The organism is Mangrovicella endophytica (genome assembly GCF_002893625.1).
GTDB classification, from domain to species: domain Bacteria; phylum Pseudomonadota; class Alphaproteobacteria; order Rhizobiales; family Rhizobiaceae; genus Mangrovicella; species Mangrovicella endophytica.
Genome location: NZ_PKMZ01000004.1, coordinates 71,890 through 89,232 on the forward strand (window position 1 = coordinate 71,890; position 17,343 = coordinate 89,232).

A 17,343-nucleotide genomic window follows, 5' to 3' on the forward strand; every position below is an offset into this window, starting at 1 on the left:
GGGTGTCCGATATCATCTATAGGATATAATATTTCGCGATGTGTATACTTTATCGTTGATGAAATCAGTAGCCGTCGAGCAGGTAAGTCTCATTCTTTTAAGTCTTCGATGAGACTCTGTGGCTCCTCGGAGCCGTCTCATGCCTCTACATTTCCGCCTGTCGCTCATCTTTGCCGGGTTCGCGATTTTTGCCGTGCTGGTTCCGCTTGGGATTTCCCGGCATGCGGTCGTGACGGTCTTTGGTTCCAATGCCGACCTGCAACTCGCTCAGCTCTCCAGCGAGATGAGCGAGCGTCTCTCGCTCCAGATGTCAGAGCGTATGAGCGACATCGTTACGGCGACCGCAGCGCCCGAACTGTTCATGAGCTCTGACCGGACCGATCTGCGTCGGTATCTTGGACAGTTGCAGAGGGCCGACCCATACTACGCTTGGATCGGCTTTGCCGATCTCACCGGTCGCGTCGTCAGCGCTACGGGAGATCTTCTCGTCGGCGTCGACGTCTCGGAACGGCCCTGGTTCTCCGCCGGTCGGCAGGGTCCTGTCGCGCTGGACGTACACGAAGCCAAGCTGCTGCAGAGCTATCTGTCACCGCACGGCGAGACGCTTCGCTTCGTCGACGTCGCCGCACCCGTCCACGACACGTCCGGTCGGATCATCGGCGTTCTGGCAGCCCATCTGAACTGGACCTGGGCAGAACGGCTGATGACCAGCATCAAGCCGGTGAGCGCCGGGATGAGGGGCACGGAACTCCTGATACTTTCTCGCGTCGGCCAGGTGATCCTCGGCCCATCCGAGTTGGTTGGCACCACCTATCAGCCGGACGAGATGTATCTCGCCGAGAAGACGCGCACGCGCCGGGTCGGGCAATTCCATGGCTTGGGCTGGTCCGTCGTCGCCCGGCAGAGAAGCGATGAGGCCTTCGCGTCGCTCCACGCCATCGACCGTCTGGTCACCTTCTCCACCCTCGCCTTCGCCGGTATCGCCGGCCTGATCGGCTGGCTGCTCGCCACCATACTGGTCCGCCCACTGAAGGATCTCGCCGCCAAGACCGAGGCGATCCAGGCTGGTGCTTCCGTCGACATTCTCCCGCACAGCAGCGGCTATCGCGAGCTCAAGATCCTCGCCTCTGCGGTCGCGACGGCCGTGACTGACATGCGCGCCAGCCAGGAGGACCTGCACAGCGCCAATGCCAGTCTCGAGGAACGCGTCATGAAGCGGACTCAGGAGCTGGCGGAGGCCAAGGAGCGGGCCGAAGCGGCGACAAAGGCCAAGAGCAACTTCCTGGCCAATATGAGCCATGAGGTCCGCACGCCCCTCAATGGCGTCCTCGGCATGGCCGAGCTGATGTCGAGGACCACCCTGTCGGAAGCCCAGCGCCGCTATGTCGAGCAGATCAAATCCTCCGGCAGCGTCCTTCTGGCGATCCTCAACGATATTCTCGACCTCTCGAAGATCGAGAGCGGCCAGCTGGCGATCGATCCGGTTCGCACCCGGCTCCCGGCGCTGATCAGCGAGATCGTCACCTTCTATGCCGCGACGGCTCATGAGAAGGGCCTGGCTTTGCTTCTCGACCTCGATCCGGGCCTGCCGGAATATGTCGAGGTCGATCCGACCCGGCTGCGGCAGGTGCTCAGCAACCTCATCAGCAATGCGTTGAAATTTACCAAGGTCGGCGAGGTGACGGTCGCGGCGAACGTCCAGAAGTTCAGCGACCGCGACGGCCGCTGCATCATCGAGTTCTCGTGCAACGATACCGGCATCGGCATCTCCGACCAGAACATCGCCAGGCTGTTCTCGCGCTTCACACAGGCTGAATCCAGCACGACCCGGCTGTTCGGCGGTACCGGACTCGGCCTCTCCATCTGCAAGGAAGTCTGTGAGCTGATGGGCGGCTCGATCGGCGTCGTCAGCGAGGAAGGTAAAGGATCCACCTTCTCCTTCACCCTCGCGCTGCCGGTGCTGGAGAAAGCGCTGCCGCAGACCGAGATCAGTCGCCGCGTGGCGCTCGTCTCCGGCTGCGACCGCCTCTGCCGCATCATCGTTCGCGGACTGGCGGCCCGCGGCATCGCCTGCATCTGCTTCCAGAATACGCCCGACCTGGCGACCCGGATCGCCAGTGCCGCCGATCTCTATGGCGCCTTCGATGCCGTCATCTTCGACGGCGGGCGCGACATGGACGCCGCCGCGGCCGGCCGCAAGCTGCTTCACAGCGAGCCGAGCATCGCAGCGCTTCCCTGCATCATCGTCGGACGCCAACCGACGCATAGCTTCTACCCGCTGTTCAATGCCGTCGTCGTGAAGCCGTTCGAGGCAGCCTTCGTCGCCGAGGCGGTTTGCCGGCTGACGGCCGGCTCCGGCATGGCCGAGCCGGAGCAGGTTCGCGGGGAGATCGGCGTCCCGGCGCGCAAGCCGTTGCGTTTTGACGGGCGGAAGGCGCTGCTGGTCGACGACAACAACGTCAACATCATGTTCGGCGAGGAAATCCTGCACGGCTTCGGCTTCGTCGTCTCCACGGCGACCGATGGCAAGAAGGCCGTGGAAGCCAGCCGGTCCGGCGACTTCGACGTCATACTGATGGACTGCCAGATGCCGGTGATGGACGGCTATCAGGCGACCAGCATCATCCGCAAACTCATGGCAGAAGGATCCGTGCGGCGCGTCCCGATCATCGCGCTGACCGCAAATGCGCTCCGCGGCGACCGCGAGAAGTGCCTGGCGGCGGGCATGGACTCCTTCCTCACCAAGCCGCTGCGGATGACCGATCTGGAACTCGTGCTCGAGAACACGCTCGGCGCCTCCAACGAGGCAGCGGCGGGAGAAGGGCAGCCGGAAAGCGCAACATCCTCGGCGTCCTTGCAAGCTGCGCCTGCGCCGGCCAGCGCCCCCTCCGCGGCTTCCCCGGCTTCCCCCGAGAGCGCGGCACCGGCGGCGGCGCAAGCGCTGGCAAAGCCCGTGGAACCCCGTGCGAAAATCCCGCTGATCGACCTCGACAGCTTCAACCGCACCCGCGCGGGAATGAAGAAGTTCGACGTCCTTGCGTCGTACTATCTGACCGACACGGTGGACTACCTGCAGCAGATCAAGCGGGCGCTCGCCATGGGCCAGGTGGAGGACGCGGTCATGCCCGCCCATACCATCAAGAGCTCCAGCCGCATCCTTGGCGCCTCCGGCATGGCCGCTCTGGCGGAAGATCTGGAGAAGCGTGCACGTGCCGCGGGACAGCCGCAGATGGCCGAGTTGAACGCGCTCTCCGGCCATCTGGACCGGATCTTCGCTTTGACCAGGGATGCGATCCGGCGGCTGTTGCTCGATCCACCCGTCTCGGTAGACGAGCCGCTCAGGAAGGCCGGTTGACGAAATGCGGATCAAATGTCGGCCCGGACCCGGAGGAGTTTCTTAAGACGCAGTGATCTAGAGCTTAGATGATGAGAGGCAGAGTGCGGGGGCGCTCAGCGGGTGGGGCCGCACCTCTTATCCAAGCAGATGCTCATGAGCCGAGGGACGGGGGTCGCTCGGGATAATGAGCCTTGGGCGGCGTGCTGCCGTCACGCGAGGGTTGGATGGACGCTGGCGACAACTTCGCCTACATGCTTCCGGTGATGATGCTGACCTTCGCGTGCGCCTTTCTGGTGGTCGCACGCTGGGGATCACGGCCGGCACTTGCCTGGGGTATGGGCTATCTTTGCGCGGGCTGCGGCTTCGCCGCGCCGATGGTGATGTCGGCCTTCCCCACCGTTGTCATGGCGCTGACGGCCGACACGCTGCTGCTTGGCGCAATGTACCTGTTCGGGCAGGCATTGCTGATCCAGTTCGGGATGCCATCCTACGCAGCCTTGCGGATGTCGATCTGCCTGGTCGGAGGAATGCTCGTGACCTTCGCCGTGCTGGGACGGCAAAGCCTGCCCGCGGAGCTCATCCTGCACGACCTCACCTCGTCGCTGATGCTTGCCGTGCCGCTGGTGGCGATCCGGCGCCGGTTGCAGCAGCCGATCCACAAGGCTCTCTTCGTGATCGTCTCGCTCGTCGTGCTCGACACGATGATCCGAACAGCCATAACCGCCGCCGTTATGGCTCCGTCGGCCGACACGGCGGGCTTCATCGGCTCGCCCTACGCCTTCTACATGCAGGCGACGGCCAGCGTGCTCGGCCTCGTCCTGGCGCTCGTCGCGCTGGCGGCGGTGACGCTCGACGTCGTCGCCACCTACCGCGACGCCGCCGAGCACGATCCGATGACCGGCCTTCTCAACCGCCGCGGCTTCGAACGCGCGTCGCCGGATGCTGCGCGCGGACGCCCAAGCTCCGGAGCGGTGATTTCCTGCGACATCGACCACTTCAAATCGATCAACGACGGCTACGGCCATGGCGCCGGCGACAATGTCATCGTCGCCTTTGCGCAGATGCTCCGCAGCCACCTGCCGCAGCACGCATTGGCGGCGCGGTTCGGCGGTGAGGAGTTCGTCGCCTATCTGCCGGGCCACAGCGCGCACACCGCTTCGCTGGTCGCCGAGGGCCTCCGACGCGCCTTCAACGCGCGCGACTGGAGCGACTGCGGCATTCAGCGCTCGATCACGGCGAGCTTCGGCATCGCCTCACCGCAGCCGGGCGATCACTCACTCCATGATGCGATCGCCCGCGCCGATACCAGCCTCTACGCCGCCAAAGCTGCCGGCCGGAACCGCGTGATGCTGGGCGAGCAGGTGGTGAGACGGGCCGGTTCGGCACTCGCCGCGGCCTGACGGAACGGGTGAGAGGTCGCCGGTCGATGCCCGCCAACTAAGGCAGGCTCAGCGCTATCAGCGACTGCCCCCGCAGCGCCCTGCGCGTGATCCCTGCTGTTCCCCGATCGATCCAAGCCATCCCGCGACGTCACGGCCGAATGCTTGGCGCTGGCACGCACGACGTCGGCCGGGCGCATTCAGGGCGTGGAGCAAGTGCTTGTCGTGTCGGCGAAGCATCCCCCGCCCTCTGATGCTGGCAAGCCACCTCCGAAGGTCCAGCGTTTCTCCCGAACGTCGAGCGGCAAGACTCGAGGCAGATGCCGGCCCCGCCTGCGGGACGCGCTCTTGCCGCCATGCCGTTGCGGCAGAGCGGGCTCTCGTTGGGGGTCGCAGGCATGGGCCGGGCCCGATGGCTTCACGGCAGCGGCCGAGACGGCGCTGTCCCGTCGCGCAGCTCGCTTCAGGCGAGGGCGGAGCGAAGGTTCCAGCTTTGGCCCTCAGAAGCAGAACGGCGGCGGGACCGATGATCCCGCCGCCGCCGATTCAGTAGCGATGCAGACGCGCCTGACTTTAGTGGCCATGCACCTCTCAGAGAGGCTTAGTAGGAGACCATCAGCGCCTTGCCGGTCGGGCCGAAGTCTGGCTTGACGCCGAGGAAGGACGCGGAGCGCCGGATGATGGCACCGACCATCGGTGCGGCGTTCCAGCCGGCCTGCGCGTTCGGCTTGCCCGGCTCGACCTTCGGCTCGTCGACGATGGAGAGGACCACATAACGCGGCTTCTCGATCGGGAAGGCACCGACAAAGGCGTTGAAGCGCTTGTCGTGGTTATAGCGGCCGTGCTCGACCTTCTCTGCCGTGCCGGTCTTGCCGCCGACGTGGTAGCCCGGGACGTCGGCTTGGCGGCCAGATCCTTCGATGCCGTTGATGCGGAAGATCTCGCGCATGTCGAGCGAGGTCTGCTCCTTCACCACACGCGTCTTGATCGCGTCCGCTTCCTCCTTGGTGCGCGGCAGGAAAGTCGGCGGGATGTAGTAGCCGCCATTGATCAGCGCCGCGGCGGCGACGGCCGTGTTCAGCGGCGTGGTCGAGACGCCATGGCCGAAGGCGATGGTCATGGAGTTGATTTTCTTCCAGACCTTCGGCTGGGTCGGCATCGCGACCTCGGGCAGCTCCGTGGGAACGCGCGACAAGAGACCGAGACGGGTCAGGAACTCCTGGTGCCCCTCGACGCCCACCATGTCGGCTTCGCGGGCCGAGCCGACGTTGGACGAATATTTGAAGATCTCGGGGACCGTCAGGGAGGACCCCTTGTTGTGGAACTCCTTGATCGTGTGGCCGGCCACGCGGAACGGCGTCGTGTCGACGCGGCTGTTCATGTTGACCTTGCCGAAGTCGAGCGCCATGCCGGTGGTGAAGATCTTGAAGGTCGAGCCCATCTCGAAGGTACCGGCGGAAATGCGGTTCAGGTTCTCCTTCTTCAGCGCATCGGCCGGCTGGTTCGAGTCATAGGTCGGCGCCGAGGCCATCGCGATGATCTCGCCGGTCTCCACATCGAGAACGAGGCCGCCGGCCGCAACGGCGCGATAGCGCTGCAGTGCATCGGTGATGACGTCGTTCAGGACGTGCTGGACACGATTGTCGATCGACAGCCGCACCGGCTCCAGATGCTCACCGGATGCAAGCCCGTTCATCTGCAGCGCGCTGAAACCGCTGTCGTCGATGTACTTCTCCATGCCGGAGATGCCGTGATTGTCGACGTTGGTGGCGCCCAAGATGTGGGCGGCCGTCGAGCCGCCGGGATAGAAGCGGCGTTTCTCCGTGCGGAAGCCGAGGCCGGGGATGCCCAGTTCCAGAACCTGCTGCTGCTGCGCCGGCGTCAGCTTGCGCTCCAGCCAGGCAAAGCCGGCGCGGGACGACAGCTTGTTGTACAGCGACTTGGTGTCGAGGTCCGGCAGAACCGTCTGCAGCCGCTCGATCGCTTCGTCGATGTCGACCATGCGCTTCGGCTCGGCGTAGAGCGAGGCGGTCTTGACATCGATGGCCATGATGCTGCCGTTGCGATCGATGATGTCCGGACGGCTGACGGCTTCCGCGAGCGGCGCAAAGTAGGACCCGCCAGTGGGCGAGAAGGCGCCCATCCAGACCAGCTTGCCGCCGATGACGCCGTAAACGGCGCAGAACAGGCCGGTGGCGATGATGACGCGCGACTTCGCTGCCCGGGAGCGCTTCTGGCGCGCAGCCACACCCGGCATGGCGGGCGCTGTGGGCGCCAGCAGCTTCCGCAGAGCACCGAACCGAACGCCGATGAAATCCGGGATCATGACCAACCTGCAGCAGCACGAGGCGGACCCAGGCGCAATGCCGGCCCTCCCTCATGAAATGAGGCAATTATCCCTAAGGCTTAGTAAAGCTTCGGCTCTGATGACGCTCCGACGCCACCTTTTTCGTGGAGCGGCGCAGGCGTGCTGCACCTGGCGGCATCCGCTTCCGGGCTGAACGGCAGCAGCCGCCTGTCAGCATCGCTGGCCGATCCGGCTTCGTCTCGAGCCGGACGCCGGCGCGGACGCCGGAAGATGCCCTGCAAGGATACGCACGGCGTGTTCCAGCAACAGAAGCATCAGCCATCATCGTCGGGCCGGCCGCTCTGCGTCGATATGTCTGAAAAAATCGGGAAAATGCTGGTCGGAGTGGCAGGATTTGAACCTGCGACCCCCTCGTCCCGAACGAGGTGCGCTACCAGACTGCGCTACACTCCGTGACCTGCGGCGCGGTGTATAACCGGGAGTCCTGCCCGTCGCAAGCGGCAAATCGGGTCGATTGCACGCTGCCATTTTCTCTGCCTGCGGGGACGCTTGTGCTCGCACGATCTGCCCCGTGATGTTTGCCGGCGCTGACTGCAGCGTCCCCTCGGCACCGGCCGCCCGCCATGCTACAGCGCCCTCATGAAACAACGGCATGAACACGAGGCAATGGACGCGCTGCGACGCGACGGCCGCCTGTTCGCTCTCGTGGCGGCCTTTCTGCTGCTGTTCCAGATGGCCCTCGGCGGGCTGACGCAGGGCGCCCTTGCTGCCGAGATGCTGGGGCAAGGCAGCGCGATCTGCCACGAGTTCGGTCCGCAACAAGTCCCGGCGAAAAGACTGGGGCTGAAGGACTGCCCCTGCCTTTCAGGCTCCGCCTGCTGCTCTGCCGCCCTCGCCGCGGCGCCCGCCGCCGACGCGAAGCCTGGCCATAGGTCCGGCAGCGCGACTCCGCCTTGTTTCGCCGCACGAGTCGATCCATCGGATCGCCGTCCGCTCGCGCTTTTCGCCCGCGCCGGCCGAAGTCCACCACGCCTCGCCTGACCCCATGCCAGCATCCTCGATCATCGGGATCGGGGACATCGATTGACCGGTTCAGACGAGACCAACTCCCATGAAGACCACGTTCCTTATCGCATTGGGCGCGCTATCGCTCGGTGTCGCACTGCCAACCGCCGCCCTTATCGGACCGTCGCCGGCACAGGCGGGCGATCCGCAAGGGCTGGAACATTCGGCGCCGCTGCTGCGGATGAGCGCCGCAGAGGACAAGGCTGCCGCCGGACATGCTCATGGCGCCGCTGCCGGTGCCAGCCACCAGCCGGAGCAGGTCGCGGCCGGAGCAGCCGCTGGGCAATCCGCCGATGCGATCCGGATCGAGGGCGGCTTCGTGCGTGCGATGCTGCCCGGTGCACCCGTCGGCGGCGGCTACCTCACCGTGATCAACGGCGGCACGGCAGATGACCGGCTGCTGACGATCGCATCGCCGTCTGCCGGGCAGGTGGAACTGCACGATATGGCGATGGACAACGGCGTGATGACGATGCGGCGGATCGACGAGGCCGTTGCCATTCCCGCCGGCGGCTCACTCGCCTTGTCGCCTGGCGGCAAGCACCTGATGTTCATGGCGGTCAAGCAGCCCTTCAGGGTCGGTGATAGCGTCCCGGTGACGCTGACCTTCGAGAAGGCCGGCAGCCTCTCCACCACCCTCCCCGTCCTTGCTCCCAATGCCACGGCTGCACCGGCCGACGGCGCGCACGCCAATCATTGATCACGCGCAGCTTGGGGACGCCGGCGATAGCGGCGCCCCCAAAGCCGCCGCCCGTCCGAACCGGCAGGGTGATGACGATGAAGTGACGGCTACGGATGGCTGCACCCGCAGCGTTCGCCGTCAAACCGCGTTTGATGTCCTTCAACAGGGACACATGAACGATGGCGGGCACGGCCAAGAAGAGCGATCCCAAGCTCTGGGACAAGGTGAAGACGAAGGTCACCAAAGGCAGCAAGGGCGGTGATGCCGGCGAGTGGTCCGCTCGCAAGGCGCAGCTCGCCGTCCAGGAATACAAGCGCGAAGGCGGCGGCTATGTCGGCGCCAAGAGCGAGGACAATCACCTTCATCAATGGACGGAGGAGGATTGGGGTACAAAGTCCGGCGAGAAGAGCGGGGAGACCGGCGAGCGCTATCTGCCCAAGGAAGCGCGCGAGCACCTCACAAAGGAGGAATACGACCGCACCACCGCCAAGAAACGGCGGGACTCGGCAAAGGGGAAGCAGTTTTCCGACCAGCCCAAGGACGTTGCCAAAAAGACAGCCGCCTATCGCCATGACGGCAAAGGCGAGCCGACGAAATCCGACCTCTATGCCGAAGCCAAGAAGCGCAACATCGAGGGCCGCTCCAAGATGTCGAAGGCCGAGCTGGAACGGGCGCTGGAGCGTGCATCGTGAGCGCGGCGAAGGCGGATCATGACGAGACGGCCACCGCTTTCCGGGACGCTGTCAACATGGCGCCGGCTGAGCTGGAGCATTGGCTGGAGAGCGATGACAGCCGCGCGGTCGGCTGGCCGCCGGACCACGGCTCGTCCGAGTCGGTGGGGCACCACTCAGGCCGGCGGATCGTCGAGATCAAGCGCAAAGCCAAGGCAGACCTCACGAACGATGATTATGCCCACATGCGCAAGGTGGTCGGCTATGTGCACCGCCATCTGGCCCAGCGTCCCAATGGTGACGTAAAGGAAACGCGCTGGCGCTACTCGCTGATGAACTGGGGGCATGATCCGCTGAAGGACTAGCGCCTGCATCCTCCACCGGCGACGCGGCGTATAGCGGATCATGAGACGGGCGGCTCCGCAGTTGCTCTGCGGTCGACTGGCCGTTCCTCGCCATGCGCATCCCAGGCGAGGCGAAATCCGCTGATCGCGCGGCAGTCCATGCGGACTATGGCCCAGCTGCCCATTTTTTTCGTTGCTCGCGACACCTTGGCTGGTATCTATCGCTCAACGAAGCAGGCCTCGGCTGCGAATGCGCCGGGTGAAAGCAGCCAGAGGAACCCAGATTGGCGCTTGATGCGGCGCAGGATCGGAGACGAGGCGGCTTGATCGGCAGGATCGCTCCGCGGCTCGCCAATCCAATTGCTGTCGTCGTGAGCATCGGGGCCTTCGTTGTCGTTGCCATCGTTGCGGCCGCCATCGCGGTCGCCGTCAATCGCTACACGATCGAACTCGCTAACGCGGCTCGCGAGATCCGCACGCTCGACCTCTTGCTCGCGCAGGAGACGGCGCGCTCGCTTCAGAGCGTTGAACTTGTCCTCGACAATGTGGTCGACCAGATCAAGAACGACGGCATCAGCACGCCGGAGGCCTTTGTCGAGCGTCAGGGCACGCTGGCGATGAACACGTTTCTGCGCTCGCGCCTCGCTGGCGTGCCGCAGCTTGACGCCATCACCATGATCAGCGCCAGCGGCAAGCTGATCAACTTCTCCCGATCCTGGCCGGTGCCCGACGTCGATCTGACCGACCGCGACTACTATCGCTATCTACGCGACCACGCGACGGACAAGCCGTTCCTCAGCGAACCTGTCGTCAATCGCGGCTCGGGCACCTGGACCATCTACCTCGTGCGCCGCGTCAGCGCTCCCGACGGGAGGTTCGTCGGCCTCGTTCTCGGCGCCATCGCGCTCGAGCATTATCAGAGCTTCTATGCCTCGCTCGAGCTCCAGCCGGGCAATGTCATCTCCCTCTGGCGCGATGACGGCACGCTGCTGGCCCGCCACCCGGAAGCCTTCGTCGGTCAGCGGGTGCAGATCAGCCAGGTCCTGCCGCCGCAGGACTCAGCCGGATTGCACGATCTCAACGGCGTGTTCGAAAGCGACTTCTCCGTCGCCGGCATCACGACGAGGCGCCTGATCTCCTCCCATGCTGTCGCCGGGTTTCCGGTCTTCGTCAATGTCGCACGCAGCAAGGAGCTGATCCTCGCCGGCTGGCGCCGCGAGGTCATCTATGTCGGCGGCGCGATCGCCTTTGCCATTCTCTGCGTCCTTCTCCTGATCGTCGCACTGGTGCGCCAGTTCCATGCCTATGAGGCGATGAAGTCCGCTTCGCTGGAGCGCGAGCAGGCCGTGCAGGCGCGCGAAGCCGCCGAAGAGGCCCTCCGCCAGGCGCAGAAGATGGAGGCGGTGGGGCAGCTCACCGGCGGCATCGCGCACGACTTCAACAACCTGCTGCAGGGTATCACCGGCGCCCTCAGCATCCTGAAGCGTCGACTCACCGAAGGCCGGACCGACAATCTCGACCGCTTCATCGATGGCGCGCTGCGCTCCGCCGACCGCGCGGCGGCGCTGACGCACCGGTTGCTGGCGTTTTCCCGGCGGCAGCCGCTCAGCCCGCGACCCGTGGCGGTCAACGATCTCCTCGGCTCGATGCAGGACCTCCTGCGGGGCACGCTCGGACCGTCCATCAGCATCCGCCTGGCACCGGCCGCGGATCTCTGGGGAACGGTCTGCGATGCCAACCAGCTGGAAAACGCCATACTCAATCTCGCGGTGAACGCCAGGGACGCCATGCCGGAGGGCGGGTCGCTGACGATCAGCACCGCCAACGTCGTGCTGGCGCCGGGCGCAGCGGGCATGCCCGCCGGCCTGCCGCCCGGCGACTATGTGCAGATCTCCGTCGCCGACACCGGCAGCGGCATGCCCCCCGAGGTGATCGCACGGGCCTTCGAGCCCTTCTTCACCACCAAGGAACTCGGCAAGGGAACCGGCCTCGGGCTCTCGATGGTCTATGGTTTCGTCAGGCAATCCGATGGCTTCGTCGATATCGCCTCGAAGCAAGGTGTCGGCACGACCCTTCACCTCTACCTGCCGCGCCGAACAGCGGTGGCATCATCGGTGGTGGCGCAGGACCATCCGGCCTGGGGCGGACGCGCGGAGAGCCGCCTCATCGCCGTCGTCGATGACGAGTCGGCCGTACGCGACCAGGTGGTGCAGATCCTCGGCGATCTCGGCCACCGGACGCTCGAAGCGGCCGACGGTACGGCGGCGCTCGCTCTTCTGCGGCGGACGCCGAGCGTCGATCTGCTGATCACCGACATCGGCATGCCCGGCCTCAACGGGCGACAGCTCGTCGACACGATACGGATCGAGCGTCCCGGCCTGAAGGTCATCTTCATGACCGGTTATGCCGAGCAGGCGACGCTGATGCCGGATGCCTCCGGCGGACCGGTGGAGCTGCTGACGAAGCCGTTCCCGCTGGATGAGCTGACCCGGCGTGTCGGCAAGGTGCTCGACGGCGGTCCTGGGCCAGCTGCGGCGGCCTGACCCTACCGCAGCCGCAGCCCGAGGTGCGCCGGGCCTGACGCCCGCATCCCGTCGGACCGCTGCAGCATTCTGTCCACATTGACGGGCTCCGAAGGCCGGGAGCATAACGGCCACGAAGTCGAAGACGATGGGTGGAGACGAGGCGGATGGAGGCGGGGACGAACCTCAAGGCTCTGCCGGCCTCCGGAGCTTTGCCGGCCGGCGCCGCGCACGGCCGGAACACCGTGCCGCGCAACGAAGGCCTGGCGCTGGATCTCGGCCTCCTCGCCGATGTGAGGGTCAACCTCTCCGCGACCGAAAGGCGCGTCGCCTCGATCACCGGCCGCCGCGCGGTCAAGAAGGACGCGCAGGCCGCCTGGCTCTTGAAGGCCGTCACCTGCATCGATCTCACCACGCTGAACGGCGACGATACGCCGGAGCGGGTCAAGCGCCTCTGCGCCAAAGCCAAGGCGCCTGTGCGGGCCGACATCCTCGATGCTCTCGGCATGAGCGCGACGCGCATCACCACCGGCGCGATCTGCGTCTACCATCGCTATGTCGCGACCGCCGTCGAGGCTCTCGCCGGCAGCGGCATACCGGTCGCGGCGGTCTCGACCGGTTTTCCCGCCGGTCTTGTCCCACACGACGTGAAGCTTCGGGAGATCGAGGCGTCGGTCGCTGACGGGGCTGCCGAAATCGACATCGTCATCACCCGCGAGCACGTCCTTACCGGCAACTGGCAGGCGCTCTATGACGAGATGCGCGACTTCCGCGCTGCCTGCGGGGATGCGCATGTGAAGGCGATCCTCGCCACGGGCGATCTGAAGACGCTGCGCAATGTCGCGCGGGCGTCGCTGGTCTGCATGATGGCGGGCGCCGACTTCATCAAGACCTCGACCGGCAAGGAGGGCGTCAACGCAACCCTCGCCGTGACGCTGGCGATGATCCGCACCATCCGCGCCTATGAAGAGCTGACGGGCATCAGAGTCGGCTACAAGCCGGCCGGCGGCATCTCGGCGGCCAAGGACGTTCTCGCCTACCAGTTCCTGATGAAGGAGGAGCTCGGCCGACCCTGGCTGGAGCCGGAGCTCTTCCGCATCGGCGCCTCGAGCCTGCTGGCCGACATCGAGCGGCAGCTGGAGCATCACGTCACCGGCCGCTATTCGGCCTTCAACCGCCACCCTGTCGGCTGAGAGGATCGCGATGAGCGTCGCAGAGTTCTTCGACAGCATGGACTATGGCAGCGCGCCGGAAGCGGACGACGCCGTGCGCGCCTGGCTGCAGCGACACGGATCCCGCTTCGGCCACTTCATCGGTGGACGCTTCGTGGAGCCGGCGGGCGGGCGCCGCTTCGATACGCTGGAGCCTGCGACCGGTCGGATGCTCGCGTCCGTCGCCGAGGGCGACACGGCCGACATCGACGCCACCGTCGCCGCGGCCCGCGCGGCGCAGGAACCGTGGAGCTGGCTCGGCGGCCATGGCCGCGCCCGCCATCTTTATGCGCTGGCGCGCGCCGTGCAGCGGCACGGCCGCATCCTCGCGGTCTTGGAGTCGCTCGACAACGGCAAGCCGATCCGCGAGTCGCGCGATCTCGACGTGCCGCTCGCCGCCCGCCACTTCTATCACCACGCCGGATGGGCACAGCTGCAGGAGACGAGCTTCCCCGATCACGTGCCGCTCGGCGTCGTCGGGCAGATCATCCCGTGGAATTTCCCGCTGCTGATGCTGGCCTGGAAGGTTGCGCCGGCGCTAGCCCTCGGCAACACGGTGGTGCTGAAGCCGGCGGAATACACGCCCCTGACGGCCCTGCTCTTTGCCGAGATCGCCCGCGATGCCGGCCTGCCTGACGGCGTCCTCAACATCGTCACCGGCGGCGGCGAAACCGGCGCGGCGCTGGTGCGCCATCCAGATATCGACAAGATCGCCTTCACCGGTTCGACGGAGGTCGGGCGGCAGATCCGCCAGGCGACGGCCGGTTCGGGCAAATCACTGACGCTGGAGCTCGGCGGCAAGTCGCCTTTCATCGTCTTCGACGATGCCGATCTCGATGGCGCGGTGGAGGGCGTCGTCGACTCGATCTGGTTCAACCAGGGTCAGGTCTGCTGCGCGGGATCGCGGCTCCTCGTCCAGGAGAGCATCGCCGAGCCCTTCATCGCCCGGCTGAAGCGGCGGATGGAGACGCTGCGCATCGGCTCGCCGCTCGACAAGACGATCGACATGGGCGCCATCGTCGATCCCATCCAGCTCCACCGCATCCGCGAGCTGGTCGAGACCGGCGTTGCCGAGGGTGCCACGCTGGTGCAACCGCAGACGGCCTTGCCGCAGGGCGGCTCGTTCTTCCCGCCGACGCTTTTGACCGGCGTCCACCCGGCCGCGACGGTGGCGCAGGAGGAGATCTTCGGGCCGGTGATGGTGGCGATGACCTTCCGCACGCCCGAAGAAGCGGTGCAGCTCGCCAACAACACCCGCTACGGTCTTGCCGCCAGCATCTGGAGCGAGACGATCGGTCTTGCTCTCGACATCGCGCCAAAGCTCAAAGCCGGCGTCGTCTGGATCAACGCCACCAACCTTTTCGACGCCGCGGTTGGCTTCGGCGGCACGCGCGAATCCGGCTTCGGCCGTGAGGGCGGGCGCGAGGGCGCACTCGACTATCTGAAACCCCGCGCCTGGGCGGAGCGCCGGCCGCTGGCCGCGCCGCCACCGCTGCCGGAGACGGCGATCCAGGCCGCCTCGAGCGGCAGCTTCACCATCCCGCCGATCGACCGCACGGCCAAACTCTTCGTCGGCGGCCGCCAAGTCCGGCCCGACGGCAACGGCTCGCTGCCCGTGCTGTCGCCTCAAGGCGTCCGCCTCGGCGAAGTCGGTGAGGGCAGCCGCAAGGATATCCGCAACGCCGTCGCCGCCGCGCGCGGGGCCGAAGGGTGGTCGCGCGCCACGGCACACGGCCGCGCGCAGATCCTCTATTATCTCGCCGAGAACCTCTCCGCCCGCGCCGCGGAGTTCTCGGCGCGCATCGCGGCGATGACCGGCGCCTCCGTCGATGATGCCGAGACGGAAGTCGAGGCCTCGATCCGCCGGCTCTTTGCCTATGGCGCCTGGGCGGACAAGTTCGACGGCGCAGTCCGCAACCCGCCGATCCGAGGCGTCGCGCTGGCGGTGAACGAGCCGATCGGCGTGGTCGGCGTCGTCTGTCCGCCGGAAGCGCCGCTGCTGGCGCTGGTCAGCCTCGTCGCGCCGCTCGTTGCAATGGGCAATCGCGTCGTCGTCCTGCCGTCGGAGCGGCACCCCTTGAGCGCCACCGACCTCTACCAGGTTATCGAGACGTCAGATGTGCCGGCGGGCGTCATCAACATCGTCACCGGGCCGCAGCGCCCCCTCGCCCGCACGCTCGCCGAACACGACGATGTCGACGCGCTCTGGGTCTTCGGCGACCCGGCGCTTGCCGCGGACGCGGAACGGCTGTCGGCCGGCAATCTGAAGCGTGTGCTGACCGACGACGGCCTTGCCACCGACTGGCAGGATCCGGCAGCGGCGGAAGGCGCGGTGCTGCTGCGCCATGCCGTGCAGGTGAAGAGCATCTGGATACCCTACGGGGAATAAGGGAACAGGCGGCGAGACAATAGCCGCCGGGAGGACACGACCGTGCTGAAGACCATCGACCCGCTGTTAAATGCGGACCTTCTCCATGCGCTTGCGGCCATGGGGCATGGCGACCGCCTGGTGATCGCCGACAGCAACTTTCCCGCCGATTCGCTGGCGCGGCAGACCGCGCTCGGCAAGCTCTTGCGCATCGACGGCGTGTCGGCGCCGCGGGCAGCGCGCGCCATCCTCTCGCTGATGCCGCTCGACAGCTTCATCGATGATGCCGCCATGCGCATGGAGGTGGTCGGCGCGCCGGACGAGTGGCCGGAGGTGCAGGTGGAGATGCAGGCCGAGATCGACCGTGCCGAGGGGCGTTCCTGGCCGCTGGTCGGTGTCGAGCGCTTCGACTTCTATGAGGAGGCCTCACAGGCCTATTGCGTGGTGCAGACCGGCGAGCGCCGCTTCTATGGCTGCTTCATCCTGACCAAGGGCGTCATCCCGCCGGAGGCGCTGTGAGCATGGCGGATAAGGGCGGCGTCGCCATCCTCGGCATCTACAATGCCGACCTCGCCTTTCGCGCCGCACGCCTGCCCGTCGTCGGCGAGACCATCGCCGGCTCCGGCTTTGCGGTGAATTCCGGCGGCAAGGGCTCGAACCAGGCGGTCGCCGCGGCACGGGCCGGCGCGGCCGTCACCTTCATCTCGCGGATCGGCACCGACGCCTTCGGCGATACCGCCATGGCGACATGGGAGGCGGAGGGCATCGTGCCGCGGGTCATCCGCTCGCCCGACGATCCGACGGGCGCCGCCTTCATCTTCGTCAGCGAGACGACCGGCGACAACGCCATCATCGTCTTTTCCGGTGCGGCGGCACGTCTGTCGGCCGCCGATGTGGATGCTGCGGCACCGGCGATCGAGGCGGCACGGGTCTTCGTCACCCAGCTGGAGCAGCCTCTGGATGCAGCCATACGCGGCCTCCAGATCGCGCGCGCAGCCGGCGTCACCACCATCTTCAATCCGGCGCCCGCCCTGCCCTTCGACGATGAGCTTTACGCGCTCTGCGACTATATCGTGCCGAACGAAACCGAGGCGGCGGCGCTGACGGGCGTCTCGCTCGAAACGGAGGACGGTGCCCGCGAAGCCGGCGACGTGCTGCTCGCCCGCGGCGCCGGCGCGGCGCTGATCACGCTCGGCGAGCGCGGTGCGCTTCTCCATTCCGCCGACCGCTCGGTGCTGATCCCTGCCTTCAAGGCCGGGCCGGTGGTGGAAACGACGGGCGCTGGCGACGCCTTCGTCGGCGGCTTCGCGGCGGCGCTGGCCGGCGGGGCAGACCCGGCGGAGGCCGCGCGTTTCGGCTCGGCCGTCGCCGGCCTGTCCGTCACCCGCGCCGGAGCCGCGCCCTCCATGCCGCGCCGCGCGGAGGTGGAGGCTCTCCTCGCTGCCACCTGAGCAGC

Annotated in this window: 12 protein-coding genes and 1 tRNA gene; 11 read left to right on the plus strand and 2 right to left on the minus strand. The window is 66.6% G+C overall.

All coding sequences use genetic code 11. From position 1 onward, the window contains the following. The first annotated feature begins 139 nt into the window (after nucleotides 1-139). Nucleotides 140-3,355, plus strand: a complete 3,216-nt coding sequence (locus C0R46_RS11920) for an ATP-binding protein (protein ID WP_102959865.1) — start codon at nucleotides 140-142, stop codon at nucleotides 3,353-3,355. 206 nt (nucleotides 3,356-3,561) lie between these two features. Next, nucleotides 3,562-4,737 (plus strand): GGDEF domain-containing protein, encoded by a 1,176-nt coding sequence (locus C0R46_RS11925; protein ID WP_157944634.1) that lies wholly within the window; start codon nucleotides 3,562-3,564, stop codon nucleotides 4,735-4,737. A gap of 580 nt (nucleotides 4,738-5,317) precedes the next feature. Here C0R46_RS11925 and C0R46_RS11930 read toward each other — a convergent pair. Both C0R46_RS11930 and C0R46_RS11935 read right to left on the minus strand, forming a co-directional pair. Beyond that, complete coding sequence (locus tag C0R46_RS11930) at nucleotides 5,318-7,042, minus strand: peptidoglycan D,D-transpeptidase FtsI family protein (protein ID WP_102959867.1); 1,725 nt, start codon at nucleotides 7,040-7,042, stop codon at nucleotides 5,318-5,320. A 358-nt stretch (nucleotides 7,043-7,400) separates the two neighbouring features. Beyond that, nucleotides 7,401-7,477, minus strand: a tRNA-Pro gene (locus C0R46_RS11935). A gap of 213 nt (nucleotides 7,478-7,690) precedes the next feature. Between C0R46_RS11935 and C0R46_RS11940 the strand changes: the two genes are divergently transcribed. From C0R46_RS11940 to rbsK, 9 genes are all read left to right on the plus strand, one after another. Beyond that, entirely contained in the window at nucleotides 7,691-8,065 is a 375-nt protein-coding gene (locus C0R46_RS11940) for a hypothetical protein (protein WP_102959868.1), read from the plus strand. Nucleotides 8,066-8,135: 70 nt separating this feature from the next. After that, nucleotides 8,136-8,789, plus strand: coding sequence for a copper chaperone PCu(A)C (locus C0R46_RS11945; protein ID WP_102959869.1), 654 nt, complete (start codon nucleotides 8,136-8,138; stop codon nucleotides 8,787-8,789). A gap of 161 nt (nucleotides 8,790-8,950) precedes the next feature. After that, the gene (locus tag C0R46_RS11950; protein WP_102959870.1) at nucleotides 8,951-9,463 is read left to right on the plus strand and encodes a hypothetical protein; all 513 of its coding nucleotides are present in this window, start codon (nucleotides 8,951-8,953) and stop codon (nucleotides 9,461-9,463) included. Then, entirely contained in the window at nucleotides 9,460-9,807 is a 348-nt protein-coding gene (locus C0R46_RS11955; protein ID WP_102959871.1) for a DUF3140 domain-containing protein, read from the plus strand. Before C0R46_RS11950 ends, C0R46_RS11955 begins: the two co-directional genes overlap by 4 nt. Nucleotides 9,808-10,109: 302 nt before the next feature. Beyond that, nucleotides 10,110-12,329 carry a hybrid sensor histidine kinase/response regulator gene (locus tag C0R46_RS11960; RefSeq protein WP_198598313.1) on the plus strand — a complete coding sequence of 740 codons (2,220 nt, stop codon included), beginning with the start codon at nucleotides 10,110-10,112 and terminating at the stop codon, nucleotides 12,327-12,329. Between the two features lie 146 nt (nucleotides 12,330-12,475). Then, nucleotides 12,476-13,501 (plus strand): deoxyribose-phosphate aldolase, encoded by a 1,026-nt coding sequence (gene deoC, locus C0R46_RS11965; RefSeq protein WP_102959873.1) that lies wholly within the window; start codon nucleotides 12,476-12,478, stop codon nucleotides 13,499-13,501. A gap of 10 nt (nucleotides 13,502-13,511) precedes the next feature. Then, complete coding sequence (locus C0R46_RS11970) at nucleotides 13,512-15,908, plus strand: aldehyde dehydrogenase family protein (protein ID WP_102959874.1); 2,397 nt, start codon at nucleotides 13,512-13,514, stop codon at nucleotides 15,906-15,908. A gap of 42 nt (nucleotides 15,909-15,950) precedes the next feature. Then, nucleotides 15,951-16,406, plus strand: coding sequence for an RbsD/FucU family protein (locus C0R46_RS11975; RefSeq protein ID WP_102959875.1), 456 nt, complete (start codon nucleotides 15,951-15,953; stop codon nucleotides 16,404-16,406). 2 nt (nucleotides 16,407-16,408) lie between these two features. Beyond that, the gene (rbsK, locus tag C0R46_RS11980; protein ID WP_102959876.1) at nucleotides 16,409-17,338 is read left to right on the plus strand and encodes a ribokinase; all 930 of its coding nucleotides are present in this window, start codon (nucleotides 16,409-16,411) and stop codon (nucleotides 17,336-17,338) included. Nucleotides 17,339-17,343: the final 5 nt, after the last annotated feature.

What these genes read in the sequence shown, in the direction of transcription:
- C0R46_RS11925 (WP_157944634.1), top strand. Translation starts at nt 3,562, where the DNA reads ATGGACGCTGGCGACAACTTCGCCTACATGCTTCCGGTGATGATGCTG.
- C0R46_RS11950 (WP_102959870.1), top strand. Translation starts at nt 8,951, where the DNA reads ATGGCGGGCACGGCCAAGAAGAGCGATCCCAAGCTCTGGGACAAGGTG.
- deoC (WP_102959873.1), top strand. Translation starts at nt 12,476, where the DNA reads ATGGAGGCGGGGACGAACCTCAAGGCTCTGCCGGCCTCCGGAGCTTTG.
- C0R46_RS11920 (WP_102959865.1), top strand. Translation starts at nt 140, where the DNA reads ATGCCTCTACATTTCCGCCTGTCGCTCATCTTTGCCGGGTTCGCGATT.
- C0R46_RS11970 (WP_102959874.1), top strand. Translation starts at nt 13,512, where the DNA reads ATGAGCGTCGCAGAGTTCTTCGACAGCATGGACTATGGCAGCGCGCCG.
- rbsK (WP_102959876.1), top strand. Translation starts at nt 16,409, where the DNA reads ATGGCGGATAAGGGCGGCGTCGCCATCCTCGGCATCTACAATGCCGAC.
- C0R46_RS11940 (WP_102959868.1), top strand. Translation starts at nt 7,691, where the DNA reads ATGGACGCGCTGCGACGCGACGGCCGCCTGTTCGCTCTCGTGGCGGCC.
- C0R46_RS11930 (WP_102959867.1), bottom strand. Translation starts at nt 7,042, where the DNA reads ATGATCCCGGATTTCATCGGCGTTCGGTTCGGTGCTCTGCGGAAGCTG.
- C0R46_RS11945 (WP_102959869.1), top strand. Translation starts at nt 8,136, where the DNA reads ATGAAGACCACGTTCCTTATCGCATTGGGCGCGCTATCGCTCGGTGTC.